The organism is Streptomyces sp. NPDC001902 (genome assembly GCF_042891295.1).
Classification (GTDB): Bacteria; Actinomycetota; Actinomycetes; order Streptomycetales; family Streptomycetaceae; genus Actinacidiphila.
Genome location: NZ_JBIATA010000017.1, coordinates 33,172 through 48,176 on the forward strand (window position 1 = coordinate 33,172; position 15,005 = coordinate 48,176).

Annotated in this window: 10 protein-coding genes and 2 tRNA genes; 7 read left to right on the forward strand and 5 right to left on the reverse strand. The window is 72.0% G+C overall.

Annotated elements, in window-relative coordinates; translation table 11 throughout:
- Positions 1–211: 211 nt before the first annotated feature.
- Positions 212–967, forward strand: a complete 756-nt coding sequence (locus tag ACFYYN_RS25725) for an IclR family transcriptional regulator (RefSeq protein WP_500438815.1) — start codon at positions 212–214, stop codon at positions 965–967.
- An 88-nt stretch (positions 968–1,055) separates the two neighbouring features.
- On the opposite strand, the gene ACFYYN_RS25730 is transcribed toward ACFYYN_RS25725, so the two are convergent.
- The 4 genes from ACFYYN_RS25730 to ACFYYN_RS25745 form a co-directional block, all read right to left on the reverse strand.
- Positions 1,056–1,128, reverse strand: a tRNA-Lys gene (locus ACFYYN_RS25730).
- 70 nt (positions 1,129–1,198) lie between these two features.
- Positions 1,199–4,888 carry a S8 family peptidase gene (locus ACFYYN_RS25735; protein WP_500547678.1) on the reverse strand — a complete coding sequence of 1,230 codons (3,690 nt, stop codon included), beginning with the start codon at positions 4,886–4,888 and terminating at the stop codon, positions 1,199–1,201.
- Between the two features lie 648 nt (positions 4,889–5,536).
- Entirely contained in the window at positions 5,537–5,821 is a 285-nt protein-coding gene (locus tag ACFYYN_RS25740) for a hypothetical protein (RefSeq protein WP_500331346.1), read from the reverse strand.
- A gap of 246 nt (positions 5,822–6,067) precedes the next feature.
- Positions 6,068–6,367 carry a hypothetical protein gene (locus ACFYYN_RS25745; RefSeq protein ID WP_500331344.1) on the reverse strand — a complete coding sequence of 100 codons (300 nt, stop codon included), beginning with the start codon at positions 6,365–6,367 and terminating at the stop codon, positions 6,068–6,070.
- Here ACFYYN_RS25745 and ACFYYN_RS25750 point away from each other — a divergent pair.
- The 5 genes from ACFYYN_RS25750 (at position 6,366) to glxA (ending at position 12,991) form a co-directional block, all read left to right on the forward strand.
- Positions 6,366–6,602, forward strand: a complete 237-nt coding sequence (locus tag ACFYYN_RS25750) for a hypothetical protein (protein ID WP_499516844.1) — start codon at positions 6,366–6,368, stop codon at positions 6,600–6,602. The two genes, ACFYYN_RS25745 and ACFYYN_RS25750, sit on opposite strands and share 2 nt — an antisense overlap.
- Positions 6,565–6,637: transfer RNA gene (locus ACFYYN_RS25755), tRNA-Lys, on the forward strand. Before ACFYYN_RS25750 ends, ACFYYN_RS25755 begins: the two co-directional genes overlap by 38 nt.
- 135 nt (positions 6,638–6,772) lie before the next feature.
- The gene (locus tag ACFYYN_RS25760) at positions 6,773–8,887 is read left to right on the forward strand and encodes a SpoIIE family protein phosphatase (protein ID WP_500547679.1); all 2,115 of its coding nucleotides are present in this window, start codon (positions 6,773–6,775) and stop codon (positions 8,885–8,887) included.
- A gap of 376 nt (positions 8,888–9,263) precedes the next feature.
- Positions 9,264–11,066 carry a glycosyltransferase family 2 protein gene (locus ACFYYN_RS25765; RefSeq protein ID WP_500547680.1) on the forward strand — a complete coding sequence of 601 codons (1,803 nt, stop codon included), beginning with the start codon at positions 9,264–9,266 and terminating at the stop codon, positions 11,064–11,066.
- On the forward strand, positions 11,063–12,991 hold the full coding sequence (gene glxA / locus ACFYYN_RS25770) for a radical copper oxidase GlxA (protein ID WP_500547681.1): 1,929 nt from the start codon (positions 11,063–11,065) through the stop codon (positions 12,989–12,991). The genes ACFYYN_RS25765 and glxA overlap by 4 nt, the downstream gene beginning before the upstream one ends.
- A 21-nt stretch (positions 12,992–13,012) precedes the next feature.
- Here glxA and ACFYYN_RS25775 read toward each other — a convergent pair whose 3' ends face one another.
- On the reverse strand, positions 13,013–14,044 hold the full coding sequence (locus tag ACFYYN_RS25775; RefSeq protein WP_500547682.1) for a glycoside hydrolase family 6 protein: 1,032 nt from the start codon (positions 14,042–14,044) through the stop codon (positions 13,013–13,015).
- Positions 14,045–14,216: 172 nt separating this feature from the next.
- Here ACFYYN_RS25775 and ACFYYN_RS25780 point away from each other — a divergent pair, with 172 nt between their 5' ends.
- On the forward strand, positions 14,217–14,957 hold the full coding sequence (locus tag ACFYYN_RS25780) for a GAF and ANTAR domain-containing protein (RefSeq protein ID WP_500547683.1): 741 nt from the start codon (positions 14,217–14,219) through the stop codon (positions 14,955–14,957).
- Positions 14,958–15,005: the final 48 nt, after the last annotated feature.

Below are 15,005 nucleotides of genomic sequence, written 5' to 3' on the forward strand. Positions count from 1 at the left end.
AAAGTGGGCCGTGCCGTTGGCATATGCCAGAGTGGCCCGTTCCTGCGTATACGCCTGCGGCCGCCCACATAAAGCTTCAACGGGCTCTACTGCAAACCGCATTGAGGCTATCGTGGAATCCGGCCCAGCTGCCGGGCCCGCTGTCGTGCCCGGCAGCCGTGACCAGTAGCTACAGCAAGGACGCAAACGGTCACACCTGTAGGGGGACACCGTGGCGCTTGAGCACCGACAGGTCGCGCCGGTCTACGCGGTCCAGCACGCGCTGCGCGTGCTGGAGACCGTGGACAAGCACAGGAACGGCGTCACCGCCGAGCAGCTCGCCCGTGAGATCGGAGTGCCCATCGGCTATCTCGGCCAACTCCTCGCCATGCTCAACCGCGAGCGCTACCTCAACGCGCTGCCCGGCGGCGGTTACGCCGTCGGCGAGTCGCTGGTCCTGCTCGGCAGCGCCAGCCGCGACCTGGCGCTCGGCGAGAAGATCAAGAAGATCCTGGCGGCGCTGCGCGACGAGGTCGGCGCCGCCGTCTACTTCAGCCGTTACGACGACGGCGAGGTCAAGATCGTCGACTTCGCGGACGGCCCGGAAGCACCCAAGGTCAACGAGTGGGTGGACTTCCGCTTCGCCGCCCACGCCAGCGCGGTCGGCAAGTGCCTGCTCACCCAGCTCGACCACAACGGGCGCCGCGACCACCTGTCCCGGCACAAGACCGTACGGCTCACCTCCAAGACCACGATCAGCGAGAAGGTGCTGCTGACCAAGCTGGAGAGCCAGCCGGCCAGCGCCCCCACCCTGGACCTGCAGGAGTACGCGATCGGCACGGTCTGCGCCGCCATCCCGATCACCGTCGGCAGGACGGTCGGCTGCCTCGCCCTCTCCCTCCCCGTCACCCAGGCCCACCGCCTCAAGGGCGCGGCCGACACCCTCAACGAACGCGCGGCGCCGGTGCTGCTGTCACTGGCCATCTGAGGCCCGGGGCCGTCCGGCGGACGAGGCACGACGCCCACCGGAACACGACGAAGGGCGCCCCTCCCGAAGGAGGGGCGCCCTCTCGCTGTGCGCCGCCAGGGACTCGAACCCCGAACCCGCTGATTAAGAGTCAGCTGCTCTGCCAGTTGAGCTAGCGGCGCGTGCAGGACAATCATACGGGGTCGGAGGGGGTGCTCATGACCGCTCCCTCCGACCCCGTACCGGACCGGATCAGCTCAGGCCGAACGCCCGGACGACCTCCTGCTCCACCGTGCCGCCCCGGCCGTCGGAGGCCGTGGCCCGCAGGGACACGAACCCGCCCGGGGTACGGGGAGTTCGCAGCTCGGCCGACCAGTGGCCGGTGCCGCCGGCGGCACGCCGCAGGGGCACGGGCCGCCAGGTCCTCCCGTCGTCGTACGACACGGACAGCGTCGCGGACGTGGCCCGCGTCACGTCGTCGAGCCACTCCTGGGTGGCGGCGGACAGGCCGAGCGGCACCTTGGCGCCGGCCCGTACGTCGCCGGCGAGGTCCGTGGTGACGTCGTAGTCCAGCTGGAGCAGCTCGATGTCCTGCTCCCAGACGCCGTCCGGGACCGCGCCGGAGCGGAAGCCCCACTCCGTACGGCTGCGCACCGAGGTGCGCCAGCGGTCGGCGTCGCGCGAGGCGTCCAGGACGAGGCGGTACGGCAGGGTCTGCGCGGGGACCGGGTCGAAGAGGTACAGCGCCCGGCCGGCGGACTTCCGCAGCAGCGTGTCGCCCTGGTACAGCGCGATGGTGCCGGTGTCGTACTCGTCGTCCGGCATGGAGCCCGAGTGGCCGGCGCCCGAGTCCGTCCACGGCGTGATGTTGAACTGCAGGCCACCGGCGGCGTCACGGCTGGGGCCCCAGAAGCCCTGGCCGAGGCGCGGACGCTGGACGGGGGCGAACCACTCGGTGCGGTAGTGACGGCCGGCCGTCACGCGGTCGTTGCCGCTGCGCATCTCCTGCAGGGTCTCGTCCTGCGGGCCGAGGACGGAGTGGTCCTCGTACCAGAAGGCCGCGCCGCGCAGCGGGGTCAGCCACTCGGTGCGCAGCGAGGGGTAGCTCTCGCGCTCGCCGAAGCCGAAGCCGGGGCCGTAGGCGGGGATGTTGTAGCGGAAGCCGCCGCCCGGGGCCTCCGTCCGGCCGTAGTAGGTGGCGTCGACCCGGGCGAGGTCGCGGTCCGGGTCCGGGGCGTAGGCCAGGGAGCGGTCCGGGATGGCGCCGTCGTGCTGGGAGACCAGGTCGTACAGGAAGCGGCCGTGGGCGCGCTGGGTGACGGTGACCCTCTTGCGCAGGACGCGCTCGCGGTCGCCGCGCATGGCGGAGACGACGGGCAGCCCGGTGGCCTCGCCGTAGTACTCGCTGAGCCTGCCGTCGCCGTCGTTGACGACGATCAGCAGGGCGGCACCGGCGGCCACCGCCGCGGCCGCGCGGTCGGCCGGGGCGACCGCGTCGGAGCGGTCCACCACGACGGCCTTGCCCTTCGCGTCCAGTCCGGCGTAGTCGGCGGCCGCGCCGTGGCCCGCGTACACCGTGGCGAGCTCGCGCCTGCCCTCCCGCAGGGTGCTGCCGGCCTGGACGACGAGGTCGTCCACGGAGTCGACGGCGACCTGCTTCTCGGCCAGCCGCCAGCGGGTGGAGAAGCTCATGGAGGCGCCAGTGACCTTGCCGGTCGGCTGGGCCCACAGAGTGTCGTACTTCAGGGGCACCTGGTAGCCGCTGCGGACGACCCCGCCGGCGGCGGAGACCACCGCGAAGTCCATCTGCCGCTGCGTGTCCGCCGTGTCCTTGGGCACGGAGGCACTGATCCTCCGCGCCCTGCTCGCGTCGAGCGAGACGGTGGCCGGCTCGTCCAGCACCGTACGCGGCGCGGACAGGAAGGCCAGGCCCAGCGAGTCCGGCTCGTCGCCCGGGACGTCCATGTAGGTGTACGCGGTGTACGTGCCCGGGGGCAGGCGCAGGGTGCGCCGGCCGTCGACGGCGTACTGGTACTGGTAGAAGTCGTTCTCCACGCCCAGGTACACCGTGCCGGAGGCGGGCTTGCCGTCCCGGTCCTTCAGCTCGACCGTGTAGTCGTAGAGTTCCTGCTCCTTGACCAGGGCGAAACCGGTGTGCGCCACGAGGGTCCCGGTGGCCCGGTCGGTGGCCAGGACCTGGCCGGAGAAGGTCGTGGCGGGTTCCACCGCGGACGGGTCGAGGCGCAGCGTGACGTCGGCGGTGCCCCCGGCGGGAACCGTGACCGACGGCGCCGAGAGCGTGTAGGCGGCCGCGTCGGCGTCGGTCGCCAGATCGAGGGTGACGCCCTCCGTGCCGGTGTTGCGGTAGGTGACGGTGCGGGTGGCGACCGGGTCGTCGGCGCCGTGCGGCCAGTCGTAGAAGGCGGTCGCGACGGAACCGGTGGCCTGGACCGTGCCGTCGACGGCCTTCAGCACGTCCACCCGGCCGGTGCCCTGCTGGTAGGGGGTGTAGCCGGTGAGCGGCGTGGACGAGCTCATCAGCGCGTCCTTCAGCTGCCGCCCGGACCAGTCGGGGTGGCGCTGCTTGAGGACGGCCGCCGCCCCGGCGACGTGCGGGGTGGCCATCGAGGTCCCGGACATCGTCTGGTACCCGCCGCCGGGCTTGGCGGCGGTGATGTCGGAACCGGGCGCGGAGATGTCCGGCTTGAGGCCGTAACTGCCGGTCAGCGGGCCCATGCTGGAGAAGTCCGAGCGCTCGTCGGACTTGGTGACGGAGGCGACCGTCAGGGCGGACACGGCCGAGCCGGGCGCCCCGATGGTGAACTCCCCGTAGGAGTTGCCCGCCGCGATGACGAAGAGCGGCCCGCCGTCGGCGGACAGCGTGTCGACGGCCTGGGCCATGGGGCTGGTCCCGTCGTCCGGCACCTGGGAGCCGAGGCTCATGCTCACCACGTCGGCGCCCTGGGCCCTCGCCCACTCCATGCCCGCGATGATCCAGGAGTCCTCGCCGTAGCCCTCGTCGGAGAGCACCTTTCCCACCAGCAGTTCGGCGCCGGGCGCGACGCCTCGGTAGGTCGAGCCGTCGCCCGCGACCGTGGACGCGACGTGCGTGCCGTGGCCGTTGCCGTCGGCGACCGCCTGGTCCGGTACGAAGCTCCGCTCGGCGGCTATCCGCCCCTTGAGGTCCGGGTGGGTGTCGTCCACGCCGGTGTCGAGCACGGCGACCTTCCGCCCGGTGCCGTCGTAGCCCTCCGCCCACGCCTGCGGGGCGTTGATCTGCGGCACGGACTCGGCGAGGTCGGCCTCCACCCGGCCGTCCAGCCACAGCTTCTCGACGCCCCCGTCCAGCGACCGGGCCCGGGGCGCGGTGCCGGCGACGTCCTTCCAGAAGGTGCGGGCGGTGGCCTTGGCGGCCCGCAGCGCGGCACCGTCGATGCTGGGCAGACGGCGCTCGACCGTGCTGCCCGCGGGTGCCGTCACGCCGCCCCGGTAGGTGGCGATCAGCGGGACCCCGCCGGTGCGGGTGTCGTCGTACCCCATCGCCACCAGCGTGGTCACGTCGAACAGCCGGCGGTCGAGCCTGCCCGCGGTCAGCAGGGCCTCGGCCTCGTCGGGGACCACCGAGAGGCGGCCGCCGCTCTGCTGGATCTTCACGCCCCCGGTCGCGCCCTCGGGGCGGTCCACGGTGACGGTGTCCTGCGCGGTACCGGGCCGGTCGGTGAAGTGCACGACGTCACCGGTGACGAGGGTGATGTCGTGGGCGGCGGCGCGCGGCACCGACGCGGCCGGGTCCTTGACCGGGGCCGCCGCGGCGGTCGTGGCGGGCAGCACGAGGGTGCCGCCGACCAGCGCGCACGCGGTGGCGGTCGCGGTCAGCAGGGCATGACGGGCAGCCCGAACGGGTCGTGCGTCTCGGGCACTTGGGGGGTGGGCGAATGTCATGCACAGGAGGTCTACCGGTGCCGCAACCGCTTGCGCACCGCTTCCGTGCGGCGTGAATCCGCCGTGGCGGATACCCGCCTCCTCCTGCACGCGGGCATGCTGAGGGGCCCGGCAAGAGGGGGGAGGTATGCCGGGCCCATCAGCGTGGGGGGAGGGGGTGTGGCTATTTGGGGGGTGTTGTTGTCTTTGGGGGTACTGCCCGCCTGATTTACCAGGTGAGGTCGTTGGCTACCGCCCAGGTGAGGTCACCCGGCATGGGCTGGGCGGAGGCCGTGGCCGCTCCGATCAGCCCCAATGAGACGGCGGCTACGACACCCACTACGGCACGAATGACGTTGCGGCGAATCGATGACATGGCAGACCTGTCCAGGAGGTGTGAGCTGGGGTTTTGCGGGGCCGAGGGCGCTACTCCGGTCTGGAGGAACCGTACGGCTGACTGAATTCTGTCGGATCACAAGCCGCTGGTCTGTAGTTTTCACGTTCCGGATTCGGACATGGCCCTATGCGGACACATGGGACCGGATGGGCCCCGAAGGGTTCATACACGAGCCCCGCCCCTTAACCTGATCGAAGCCGGGGGTGACGTGAAGCATTGGGGGTGCGGGCAGTGACCGACGACGACCTTCTGCGCGCCCGGGCGCAGGAACTCTACGCCCTGGCGCTGGCGGACGCCGACTGGACGCCGGAAAGCGTGTGTTCGCTCACCGGCTGGTCCCGCGCCGAACTCGACGACGCCCTCCATACCCTCGCGTCCTTCGGCCTCACGACCAGGTTCCCCTCCTCCCGCAGCGGCTGGTCGGTGCACTCGCCCGCCACGGCGATGGCCCAGCTGGTCGAGGGCAGCCGGCGGCGCACCGAGGAACTGGTCAGGACGATCACCGACGCGCACGCCGCGCTCAGCCAGGTGGCCGGCGAGTTCCAGCCAGTGCACATGCGGCACCTGGCCGAGGCCCGGATCGAGGTCGCCGCCCAGCCGGCACAGATAGCGGCGATCCTCGACGAGGGGGCCAGCACCGCCACCACCGAGATCCTCTCGATGCACCCGACCGTGCCGGGGGAGATCCCCCTGTTCAAGGCCGACGACCGCAACCGCGAACTCTTCAACCGCGGGGTCAGGCAGCGGTCGATCTACCTCGCGACGGCGGCGGCCGTGCCGAACGTCCGCGCCCATCTGCGGACCTACGCCAACGACGGCGGTGAGGTGCGGACGGCCGCGACGCTGCCCATGAAGCTGATCATCGTGGACCACACGCTCGCCGTCGTACCGGCCCTGGGCCTGGACGACCGGGCCGGCGAGGGGGTCGAGGGCTCCGCCATGGTCCTGCGCAGCCCCGCCATGGTGGCCGTGCTGCGCCAGATGTTCGAGCACTGCTGGGCGGCAGCCTCGGACCTGTTCACCGACGACGTCGGCGCCGCGCCCGCCGCACGGCACCGGGAGGTCGTCCGGCTGCTCGCCTCGGGGCTGACGGACGAGGCCATCGGCCGCAAGCTGGGCCTGTCCGACCGGACGGTGCGGCGGATAGTGGCCGAGCTGATGCAGCAGATAGGGGCCGACAGCCGGTTCCAGGCCGGGGTGAAGATGGTCCGCCTCGGCTGGCTGGACGACGACCCCGCGCTCCTGGACGAGGTGGTCGGGAGCACCGCCACTGGTCAGGTAGGATCCTCTCTGTCGGTGAGCGCCGCTAGCTCAACTGGCAGAGCAGCTGACTCTTAATCAGCGGGTTCGGGGTTCGAGTCCCTGGCGGCGCACAATGTGAGGGCGTCCTTCCTTCGGGAAGGGCGCCCTCGCTCATTTGTGGGGGAAGGACGGCGCCCAGGGTGACTCAGTGCGAAAATATCCCCTAACGATGATGTGAGAGCTCTACGGGGGCTCACGAGGAGGCCATGCGCGAGCACGATCCGCCGCCGCCCGGCACGGGCAGGGAGGCCCGGCCGAGTCCAGGGGCCGCCTCGCCCGGAGGTCTGCTCGACCTGCTGCAGGTGGCGGCGATGGTGCTGGACCGCACCGGCCACATCGTGCTGTGGAGCCCGGAGGCCGAACGCCTGTTCGGCTACTCGGCGGAAGAGGCCCTGGGCCAGAACGCCGGCCTGCTGCTGGTGGCGCCCGACAAGCTGGAGCTGGTCACCGAGCTGTTCAAGCAGGTCAGGGCGGGGGCCATCTGGCAGGGCGTGTTCCCGATCGTGCACGCCGACGGCACGACCCGTGACGTGGAGTTCCGCAACATGCGGATGCACGACGTGGACGGCGGCGTCTACGCGCTGGGCCTGGGCGCCGACCTCTCCACCGTGCGGCGCGTGGAGACGGACATGGCGCTGTCCAGCAGCCTCGTCGACCAGTCCCCGATCGGGCTGGCCGTCTTCGACACGGACCTGCGGATCGTGCGCGTCAACCGGGCCATGGAGGAGCTGCACGGCCTGCCCGCGGCGGCCATGCTGGGGCGCCGGGTGCGCGAGATCTCGCCGGGGGCGGAGTTCCGGGCGATCGAGTCCCGGATGCGGCAGGTGCTGGAGACCGGGGAGCCGCTGCTGGACCTGGACACCGTGGTCAGGACGTACGCCGACCAGGAGCACGACCACGCCTGGTCGATCTCGTACTACCGGATCCAGGACCCCACCGGGCGGGTGCTGGGCCTGGCCGCGTCGATCGCGGACTTCACCGAGCGCCACCAGGCGGCCGAGGAGATCGCCGAGGCCCGTGGCCGGCTCGCGGTGATCGCCGAGGCGGGGACCCGGATCGGCACCACGCTGGACCTGCAGCAGACCGCCAGGGAACTGGCCTCGGTGGTGGTGCCCACGCTCGCCGACATCGCCACCGTCGACGTGCTGGACGAGGTGCTGCGCGGCGGCCCGGTGCCCAAGGTGCGCGCCCAGCAGTCGGCCGAGTTCCGGGCGCTGGCGGTCGCGGCCGCCGAGTCCAGCGAGGCGATCGGCGCCGTCGACCCGGTCGGGGAGCTGGCCCGGTACGCGGACGACCGGCTGATCACCAAGGCCGTGCGGGAGGGCCAGCCGGTGGTCGTGCACCGGGTGAGCAGCCGCATGCTGCGCCGCATAGCCCGCGACGACCGAGCAGCCGCCCAGCTGAAACGGGCGGGTGCGCACTCGTACCTCGCCGCGCCGCTCATCGCCCGCGGCGAGGTGCTGGGGGCGGTCGGGATGTTCCGCACCCGCAACCAGAAGCCCTTCGACGACGAGGACCGCACGCTGGCGGTGGAGCTGGCCGCCCGCGCCGCGATATCCATCGACAACGCGCGGCTCTACGCGGGTGAGCGCAACGCCGCGCTCACCCTCCAGCGCAGCCTGCTGCCGCACGAGCCGCCACGCGTGGACGGGATGGAGATCTCCGCCCGCTACATCCCCGCCGTCCGGGAGGTCGGCGGGGACTGGTACGACGTCCTGCAGCTGCGGGACGGCAAGGTCGGGCTGATCGTCGGGGACGTGATGGGCAAGGGCCTGCACGCGGCGGCGATCATGGGCCAGCTGCGCACGGCGACCCGGGCCTTCGCCCGGCTCGACCTGCCGCCGGACGAGGTGCTGGCGCACCTCGACAACATCACCGGCAGCGCCGAGGGCGACTTCATCGCCACCTGCGTCTACGCCGTCTGCGACCCCGCGACGGGCCGCTGCCAGTTCTCCACCGCCGGGCACCTGCCGCCGGTGCTGGTGCCGCCCGGCGGCCGCGCCGAGCTGATCGACCTGCCCAACGCGGTACCGCTGGGCGTCGGAGGGATCCGCTTCCACACGGTGGAGCGGAAGCTCGCCGAGGGCACCTTGCTGGCGCTGTTCACCGACGGGCTGGTCGAGGACCGGCGCCAGTCGATCGACGTGGGGCTGCGCACGCTGATGCGCGTCCTCAAGCTCAAGAGCCGCCGCCGCTCGCTGGAGGACACCTGCGACGTCGTGCTGGGCGCACAGTTGCAGTCCCCCGACGACGACGTCGCCCTGCTGCTGGCCCGGATGGGGACGCCCGCAGCCGAGGACGAGGCCTCCGCCGAGCTGTGAGCCGACAACCGGACTAAATCGCTCATACGGCCTGTTAACAACTCGTTTCGCGCCTTGCCATCAAGACGGGCATTCCGGGACGCTGGGTCCGCGGGACATCCATGCGCCAACCGGACCCATGCGCCCTCACCGGTGAGCCAACGGGTCGGATTCCGGCGGCATTTCCGTGTGCGGGCCCAGGGGAGGGCCCCGGGGCGAGAGGGGTGGATTCAGGCGTTACCTCACGGTCGTCCGGTCGTTGACGAGTCATAGCCGGCCTCACGCGACCCGGAGGCCACAGAACGCCCACGCATGCCCCGGGGGCGGGGGGCCGCAGCGCCCGGGGCGCCAACACCGCCGCGACAGCGGCGCGACATGCTTCGGGGGGAGCATCCACATGCCGCCGACACCCGGCGCCCAGCAGTACACGACCGACCCTCGGGCCGGCACGCCCGTGCCCGTCATACCCCGGCGGTCCCGTCCCGGCCCGTCCCGGCCGGAACCCGGCGCAGTGGCGCCCCGGTACGACTACGAGCACTACAGCAGACTCGCCGGCCCGCTCACCGAGCCGGAACCCGGCGTCCCGTACCGGGTGAAGTACCGCAGCCTGCTCGCGGAGGAACCCCACCGGATCCGCGCGGCGCTGCTGCTCGGCGCGGCTCCGGTGCTCTCGGCGGTGCTGCTCGCCTGGCTGATGCAGCCGGCCCACTGGACCCGCCGGGAACACGCGCCGGGCTGGCTGGTCGCCGCCGACGCCGTGATGCTCATATCCATCGGCCTGATCGAGCTCTTCCGGCTGATCAACGTGACGTCCAACGCCCACGCGACGCTCGTCGCACGCGATCCGGTACCCGTCGTACCCGAGAAGGGCAGCAAGGTCGCCTTCGTGACCACCTTCGTCCCGGGCAAGGAGCCCCTGGCGATGGTGCGGGCGACCCTGGAGGCCGCGGTCCGTCTGCGCCACCGCGGCACGTTGCACATCTGGCTCCTGGACGAGGGCGACGACCCCGACGTCAAGCGCCTGTGCGAGCGCCTGAACGTACGCCACTTCACCCGCAAGGGCGTGGAGCGGTGGAACCGGCCCAGCGGCGCCTTCCGCGCCCGCACAAAGCACGGCAACTACAACGCATGGCTCGACGCCCACGGCGACGACTACGACGTCTTCGCCTCCGTCGACACCGACCACGTCCCGCTCCCCAACTTCCTGGAGCGGATGCTCGGTTACTTCCGGGACCCGGACGTGGCCTTCGTCGTCGGCCCGCAGGTCTACGGCAACTACGACAGCGCGGTGACCAAGGCCGCCGAGAGCCAGCAGTTCCTCTTCCACGCGCTCATCCAGCGGGCCGGCAACGCCTACGGCTCCCCCATGTTCGTCGGGACCAACAACGCGGTGCGCATCAGCGCCATCAGAAGCATCGGCGGGCTGTACGACTCCATCACCGAGGACATGGCCACCGGCCTGGAACTGCACCGGCACCGCAACCCCGCCACCGGCCGCAAGTGGCGCTCGGTCTACACCCCGGACGTCCTCGCCGTCGGCGAGGGACCGTCCTCCTGGACCGACTTCTTCACCCAGCAGCTGCGCTGGAGCCGCGGCACCTACGAGACGCTCATCAAGCAGTTCTGGAAGGTGCCGTTCACCCTCTCCCCTGGCCGCCTGCTCAACTACACGCTGATGGTCGTCTACTACCCGATGACGGCGGTCAACTGGCTCCTGGGCGGCCTCAGCTGCGCGCTGTTCCTCGGGCTCGGCGCCTCGGGCATCCAGATCGACTCCGAGGTCTGGATGATGCTCTACAGCGACGCCGCCGCGCTGCAGATCGGTCTGTACGTGTGGAACCGGCGGCACAACGTCAGCCCCCACGAGCCGGAGGGCTCCTCGGGCGCGGCGGGCATGGTGATGTCGGCGCTGTCCGCGCCGATCTACGCCCGCTCGCTGATGGACGCGGTGCTGCGGCGCAAGAGCAGGTTCGTGGTCACCCCCAAGGGGGACTCCGCGAGCCCCGACCGGCTGCTGTCCACCTTCCGCGTCCACCTGTTCTGGCTGCTCGTCTTCGGCGGCTCGCTCGCCGCCAGCTTCTTCAACGGCCACACCCACGTGGCGATGCGCACGTGGGCGACGCTGGCCCTCGTCCTGGCCCTGGCACCGATCGCCGTCTGGTCCCTGTCCCTCGTCCGTTCCAGGAGCGCCACCCGATGAGCTACCGACCCAGCCGCAGACTGCGGAAGATCGCCGTCGGGAGCACGGCCGTGGGGGTGCTCGCCGGGATGAACGCGCCCGCGATCTACGGCTACTCGGCGGAGAAGTACCACGACTACAAGATCAACCAGCCCGGGTACAAGGCCGCGTACGGCCACTGGGACCTGGTCGAGGTGCCCGAGGAGTTCCGCGTCAACGCCATCCACGCGGCGCTGCTGCGCACCGGGAAGGTGCTGCTGATCGCCGGTTCCGGCAACGACGAGCGGAACTTCAAGGCCAAGTCCTTCAAGAGCGTGCTCTGGGACCCGGTGGAGAACACCTTCAAGGAGATCGACACCCCCAAGGACATGTTCTGCGCCGGGCACACCCAGCTGGCCGACGGCACGCTGCTGGTGGCCGGCGGCACCGCCCGCTACGAGAAGCTCAAGGAGGCCGTGGACCGGGCGGGCGGCGCGATGCTCATCAAGAACGAGGACCCGGACAAGCCGCGGACCTTCCCCGAGGGCACGGTCTTCGTCAACGACGAGAACGGCCGGGCCTTCCGGTCGGAGTTCCCCGTCAACGTGCCCCGCGCCAGGAAGACCGTCGACGCCAGGACCGGCAAGGTCACCGTGACCGCGAGCGAGGCACGGGTGTTCGTGCAGTCGCTGGTCAAGGGCGAGAAGGGGATCGTCAACACCGCCGCGCAGTACGGGATCCGGGGCCTGGAGGGCGAGGACCGGGAGAACCTCTACGGGCTGGCCACCAAGCTCGGCCTGGACAAGAAGGACTTCCAGGGGATCAAGAACGCCTACGAGTTCGACCCGGTGGCCGAGGCCTACGTCCCGGTCGACCCGATGAACGAGGCCCGCTGGTACCCGACGCTGGTCACCCTCGCCGACGGCCGGGTGCTCTCCGTCTCGGGGCTGGACGACATCGGCCAGGTCGTCCCGGGCAAGAACGAGGTCTACGACCCGAAGACCCGGACCTGGGCGTACACCGGCGAGCGCTACTTCCCGACCTACCCCGCGCTCTTCCTGATGAAGGGCGGGAAGATCTTCTACTCGGGCGCCAACGCGGGGTACGGGCCGGCCGACGAGGGCCGTGTCCCGGGCGTGTGGGACCTGCGCACCAACCGCTTCACCGAGGTCCCCGGGCTGGAGGACGCCGAGGACCTGGAGACGGCCGGCTCGGTGCTGCTGCCGCCCGCGCAGGACCAGAAGGTGATGGTGCTGGGCGGCGGCGGGGTCGGCGAGTCGCACTCCTCGACCACCCGCACCGCCGTGGTGGACCTGGACGCCGCGGAGCCGCGGTACACGACGGGCCCCGACCTGCCCGAGCCCACCCGCTACCTGAACACGGTGATCCTGCCGGACGACACCGTGTTCACCACCGGCGGCTCCCGTGACTACCGGGGCCGCGGCGGCAGCGACATCCTGCGGGCGCAGATCTACGACCCGGCGGACGACACCTTCCGGGAGGCCGCCGACCCGTCGGTGGGCCGCAACTACCACTCCGAGGCGCTGCTGCTGCCCGACGGCCGGGTGGCGGTCTTCGGGTCCAACCCGCTCTTCGGGGACCCTGCCGACACCAAGCCGGGCTTCTTCGAGCAGCGGATCGAGGTCTACACTCCGGCGTACCGCTACCGGGACTCCCGGCCCTCGCTCGGCGCGGGCCCGCAAGCCCTCCGGCGCGGCGGCACGGCCACCTTTCGTGCCGCGCACGCGCAGCGCATCAAGGCGGCACGGCTGATGCGGCCGAGCGCGGTCACCCACGCCACCGACGTGGAGCAGCGGTCGATCGCGCTGGACGTGGAGCGCGGCGAGGGGTCGGTGAGCGTGACCGTCCCCGAGGACCCGTCGATCGTGCCGCCGGGTTGGTACATGCTGGTCGTCACCGACGACGAGGGCACGCCGTCGCAGGCGCGCTGGGTACGGGTGACCTGACGGGAGGGGCCCGGCGGGCGGTCAGGAGGCCGCGCGCCGGGCCAGTCCCAGGGCGTACTCCGGCCACCAGTCACCCGCCCGCGGGCCGCCCTTGCAGGTGCCGTCGGAGTCGCCGGGTCGCTTGATCCACAGGTAGGCGTCGACGAGTTCGTCACCGGTGTCGGTGGTGGGCGGGGTGCCCAGACCGCGGCCGGGCGGGTTGCACCAGGCCTCGTCGTGGGCGCCGTCGAGGGGGCCGCGGCCGTTGCGGCTGGTGTCGATGACGAAGTGCTTGCCGCCGAGCCGCGCGGACAGCTTCCTGCCGTACGCGGTGTTCGCGGCGGTGCTGTAGAAGTTCGAGGTGTTGAGGGCGAAGCCGTCCGCCGCGGCGACGCCGGCCGCCCGCAGCGGGCCGGCCAGGCGGGCGGGGTCGCTGACCCAGCCGGCGTTGCCGGCGTCGAGGTAGACCCGCACGCGGGGCAGCGCGCCCAGGGTGTCCACGGCGTGGGTCAGCAGGGCGTAGCGCTCCTCCTGGAACTCGCGGGGCGTGCAGCCGTCGACGATGTGGGTGAGGGCGTCCGGTTCGAGCACCACCAGCGCCTCGCGCTCACCGATGCCGGCGGCGACCGCGTCGATCCAGGCGCGGTAGGCGGCGCCGTCGGCGGCGCCGCCCTGGGAGTACTGACCGCAGTCGCGGTGCGGGATGTTGTAGAGCACGAGCACGGGCGTCCGGCCGTCGCGGGCGGCGGCCTCGGTGTAGCCCCTGGCCCGGTCCTGTGCGTCGTCCTGGCCGATCCACTCGGCGACGGGCCTTCCCGCGATCCGTTCCAGCAGCGCGGCGTCGGCCTCCCGGCCTTCCCGGCGCCACTGCGCCGCCTGACGGGCCGCGGCCGTGTCCGGGTTGACCCAGAACGGCGCACCGGCGGTGCTCCTGGGGCTGCTGCCGCCGCCCTTGTCCTGGCTCCCCCCGGGCTTGCCGGTGCCGAAGCAGCCGCCCAGCGCCACGGAGAGCAGTCCGGCGGCGGACACGGCGCAGGCCGCCCTGCGCAGCGGGCCGGTGTTGGTGCCGAACATCCACTCCCCCTTGGATGGCGGGACGAGACCGGTCGCCGCCAATCCTGACATACCGAACGGTCAACGGGCCCTCAGATCAGGGCAGTCGGTGTCTTTCCCGTCGAATGCCGCGTCTGCTCCCCATGGCAGAATCCCCCGGCGAAGCCGTGTCCGCCGAGGGCTGGAGCCGGACGTGACAGAGCACCCGACGCACCGTGCGCGCGAGCTGCGGCTCGCCGAGGTCCTCGTGGACCTCGCCGACACCCTGGACGGCGACTTCGACGTGGGCGTCTTCCTGGAGCGGGTGGCCGACCGCTGCGTGGAGCTGCTGGACGTCACGGCGGCCGGACTGCTGCTGGACGACGGGCGTGGTGAGCTGCGGACCGCGGCCGGCTGCGGCGGCGCGGGCGAACTCCTGCGCCGGCAACGGGAGGAGGGGCCCTGTCTGGACTGCTACCGGGGTTCGGACGTGGTCACCGCCCCGGACCTCGCGCGCTGCGACGACCGCTGGCCGCGCTTCGCCCCGCTCGCCCGCGACCGGGGCTTCCACGCGACGTACGCCGTACCGCTGCGGCGCCAGGCCGAGGTGATCGGCGCGCTGAACCTGTTCCGCGGGGTGCCCGGCGATCCCCCGGGCGGTGACGTGGCACTGGCCCGGGCCTTCGCGGACGCCGCCGCCATCGGGATACTCCAGGAACGGGCCCGGCAGCGGCAGGAGGCGCTGGCCGCCCAGTTGCAGGCCGCACTCGACAGCCGGGTCGTCGTGGAACAGGCCAAGGGCGTCCTGGCGGAGCGCTGGGGCGTCGGCGTCGACGAGGCGTTCACGGCGCTGCGGCGGTACGCACGGACGCACCGGGTGCGGCTCGCGGAACTTGCCCGGGGTGTCGTGGCGGGCACGGTGGACTCCGACGCGCTGTGCGGGGCCGGTGACTGACCCGCCGGCGGGGCACGTCACGGGTTCGTCCTCGGCCGGGCCGGTGAC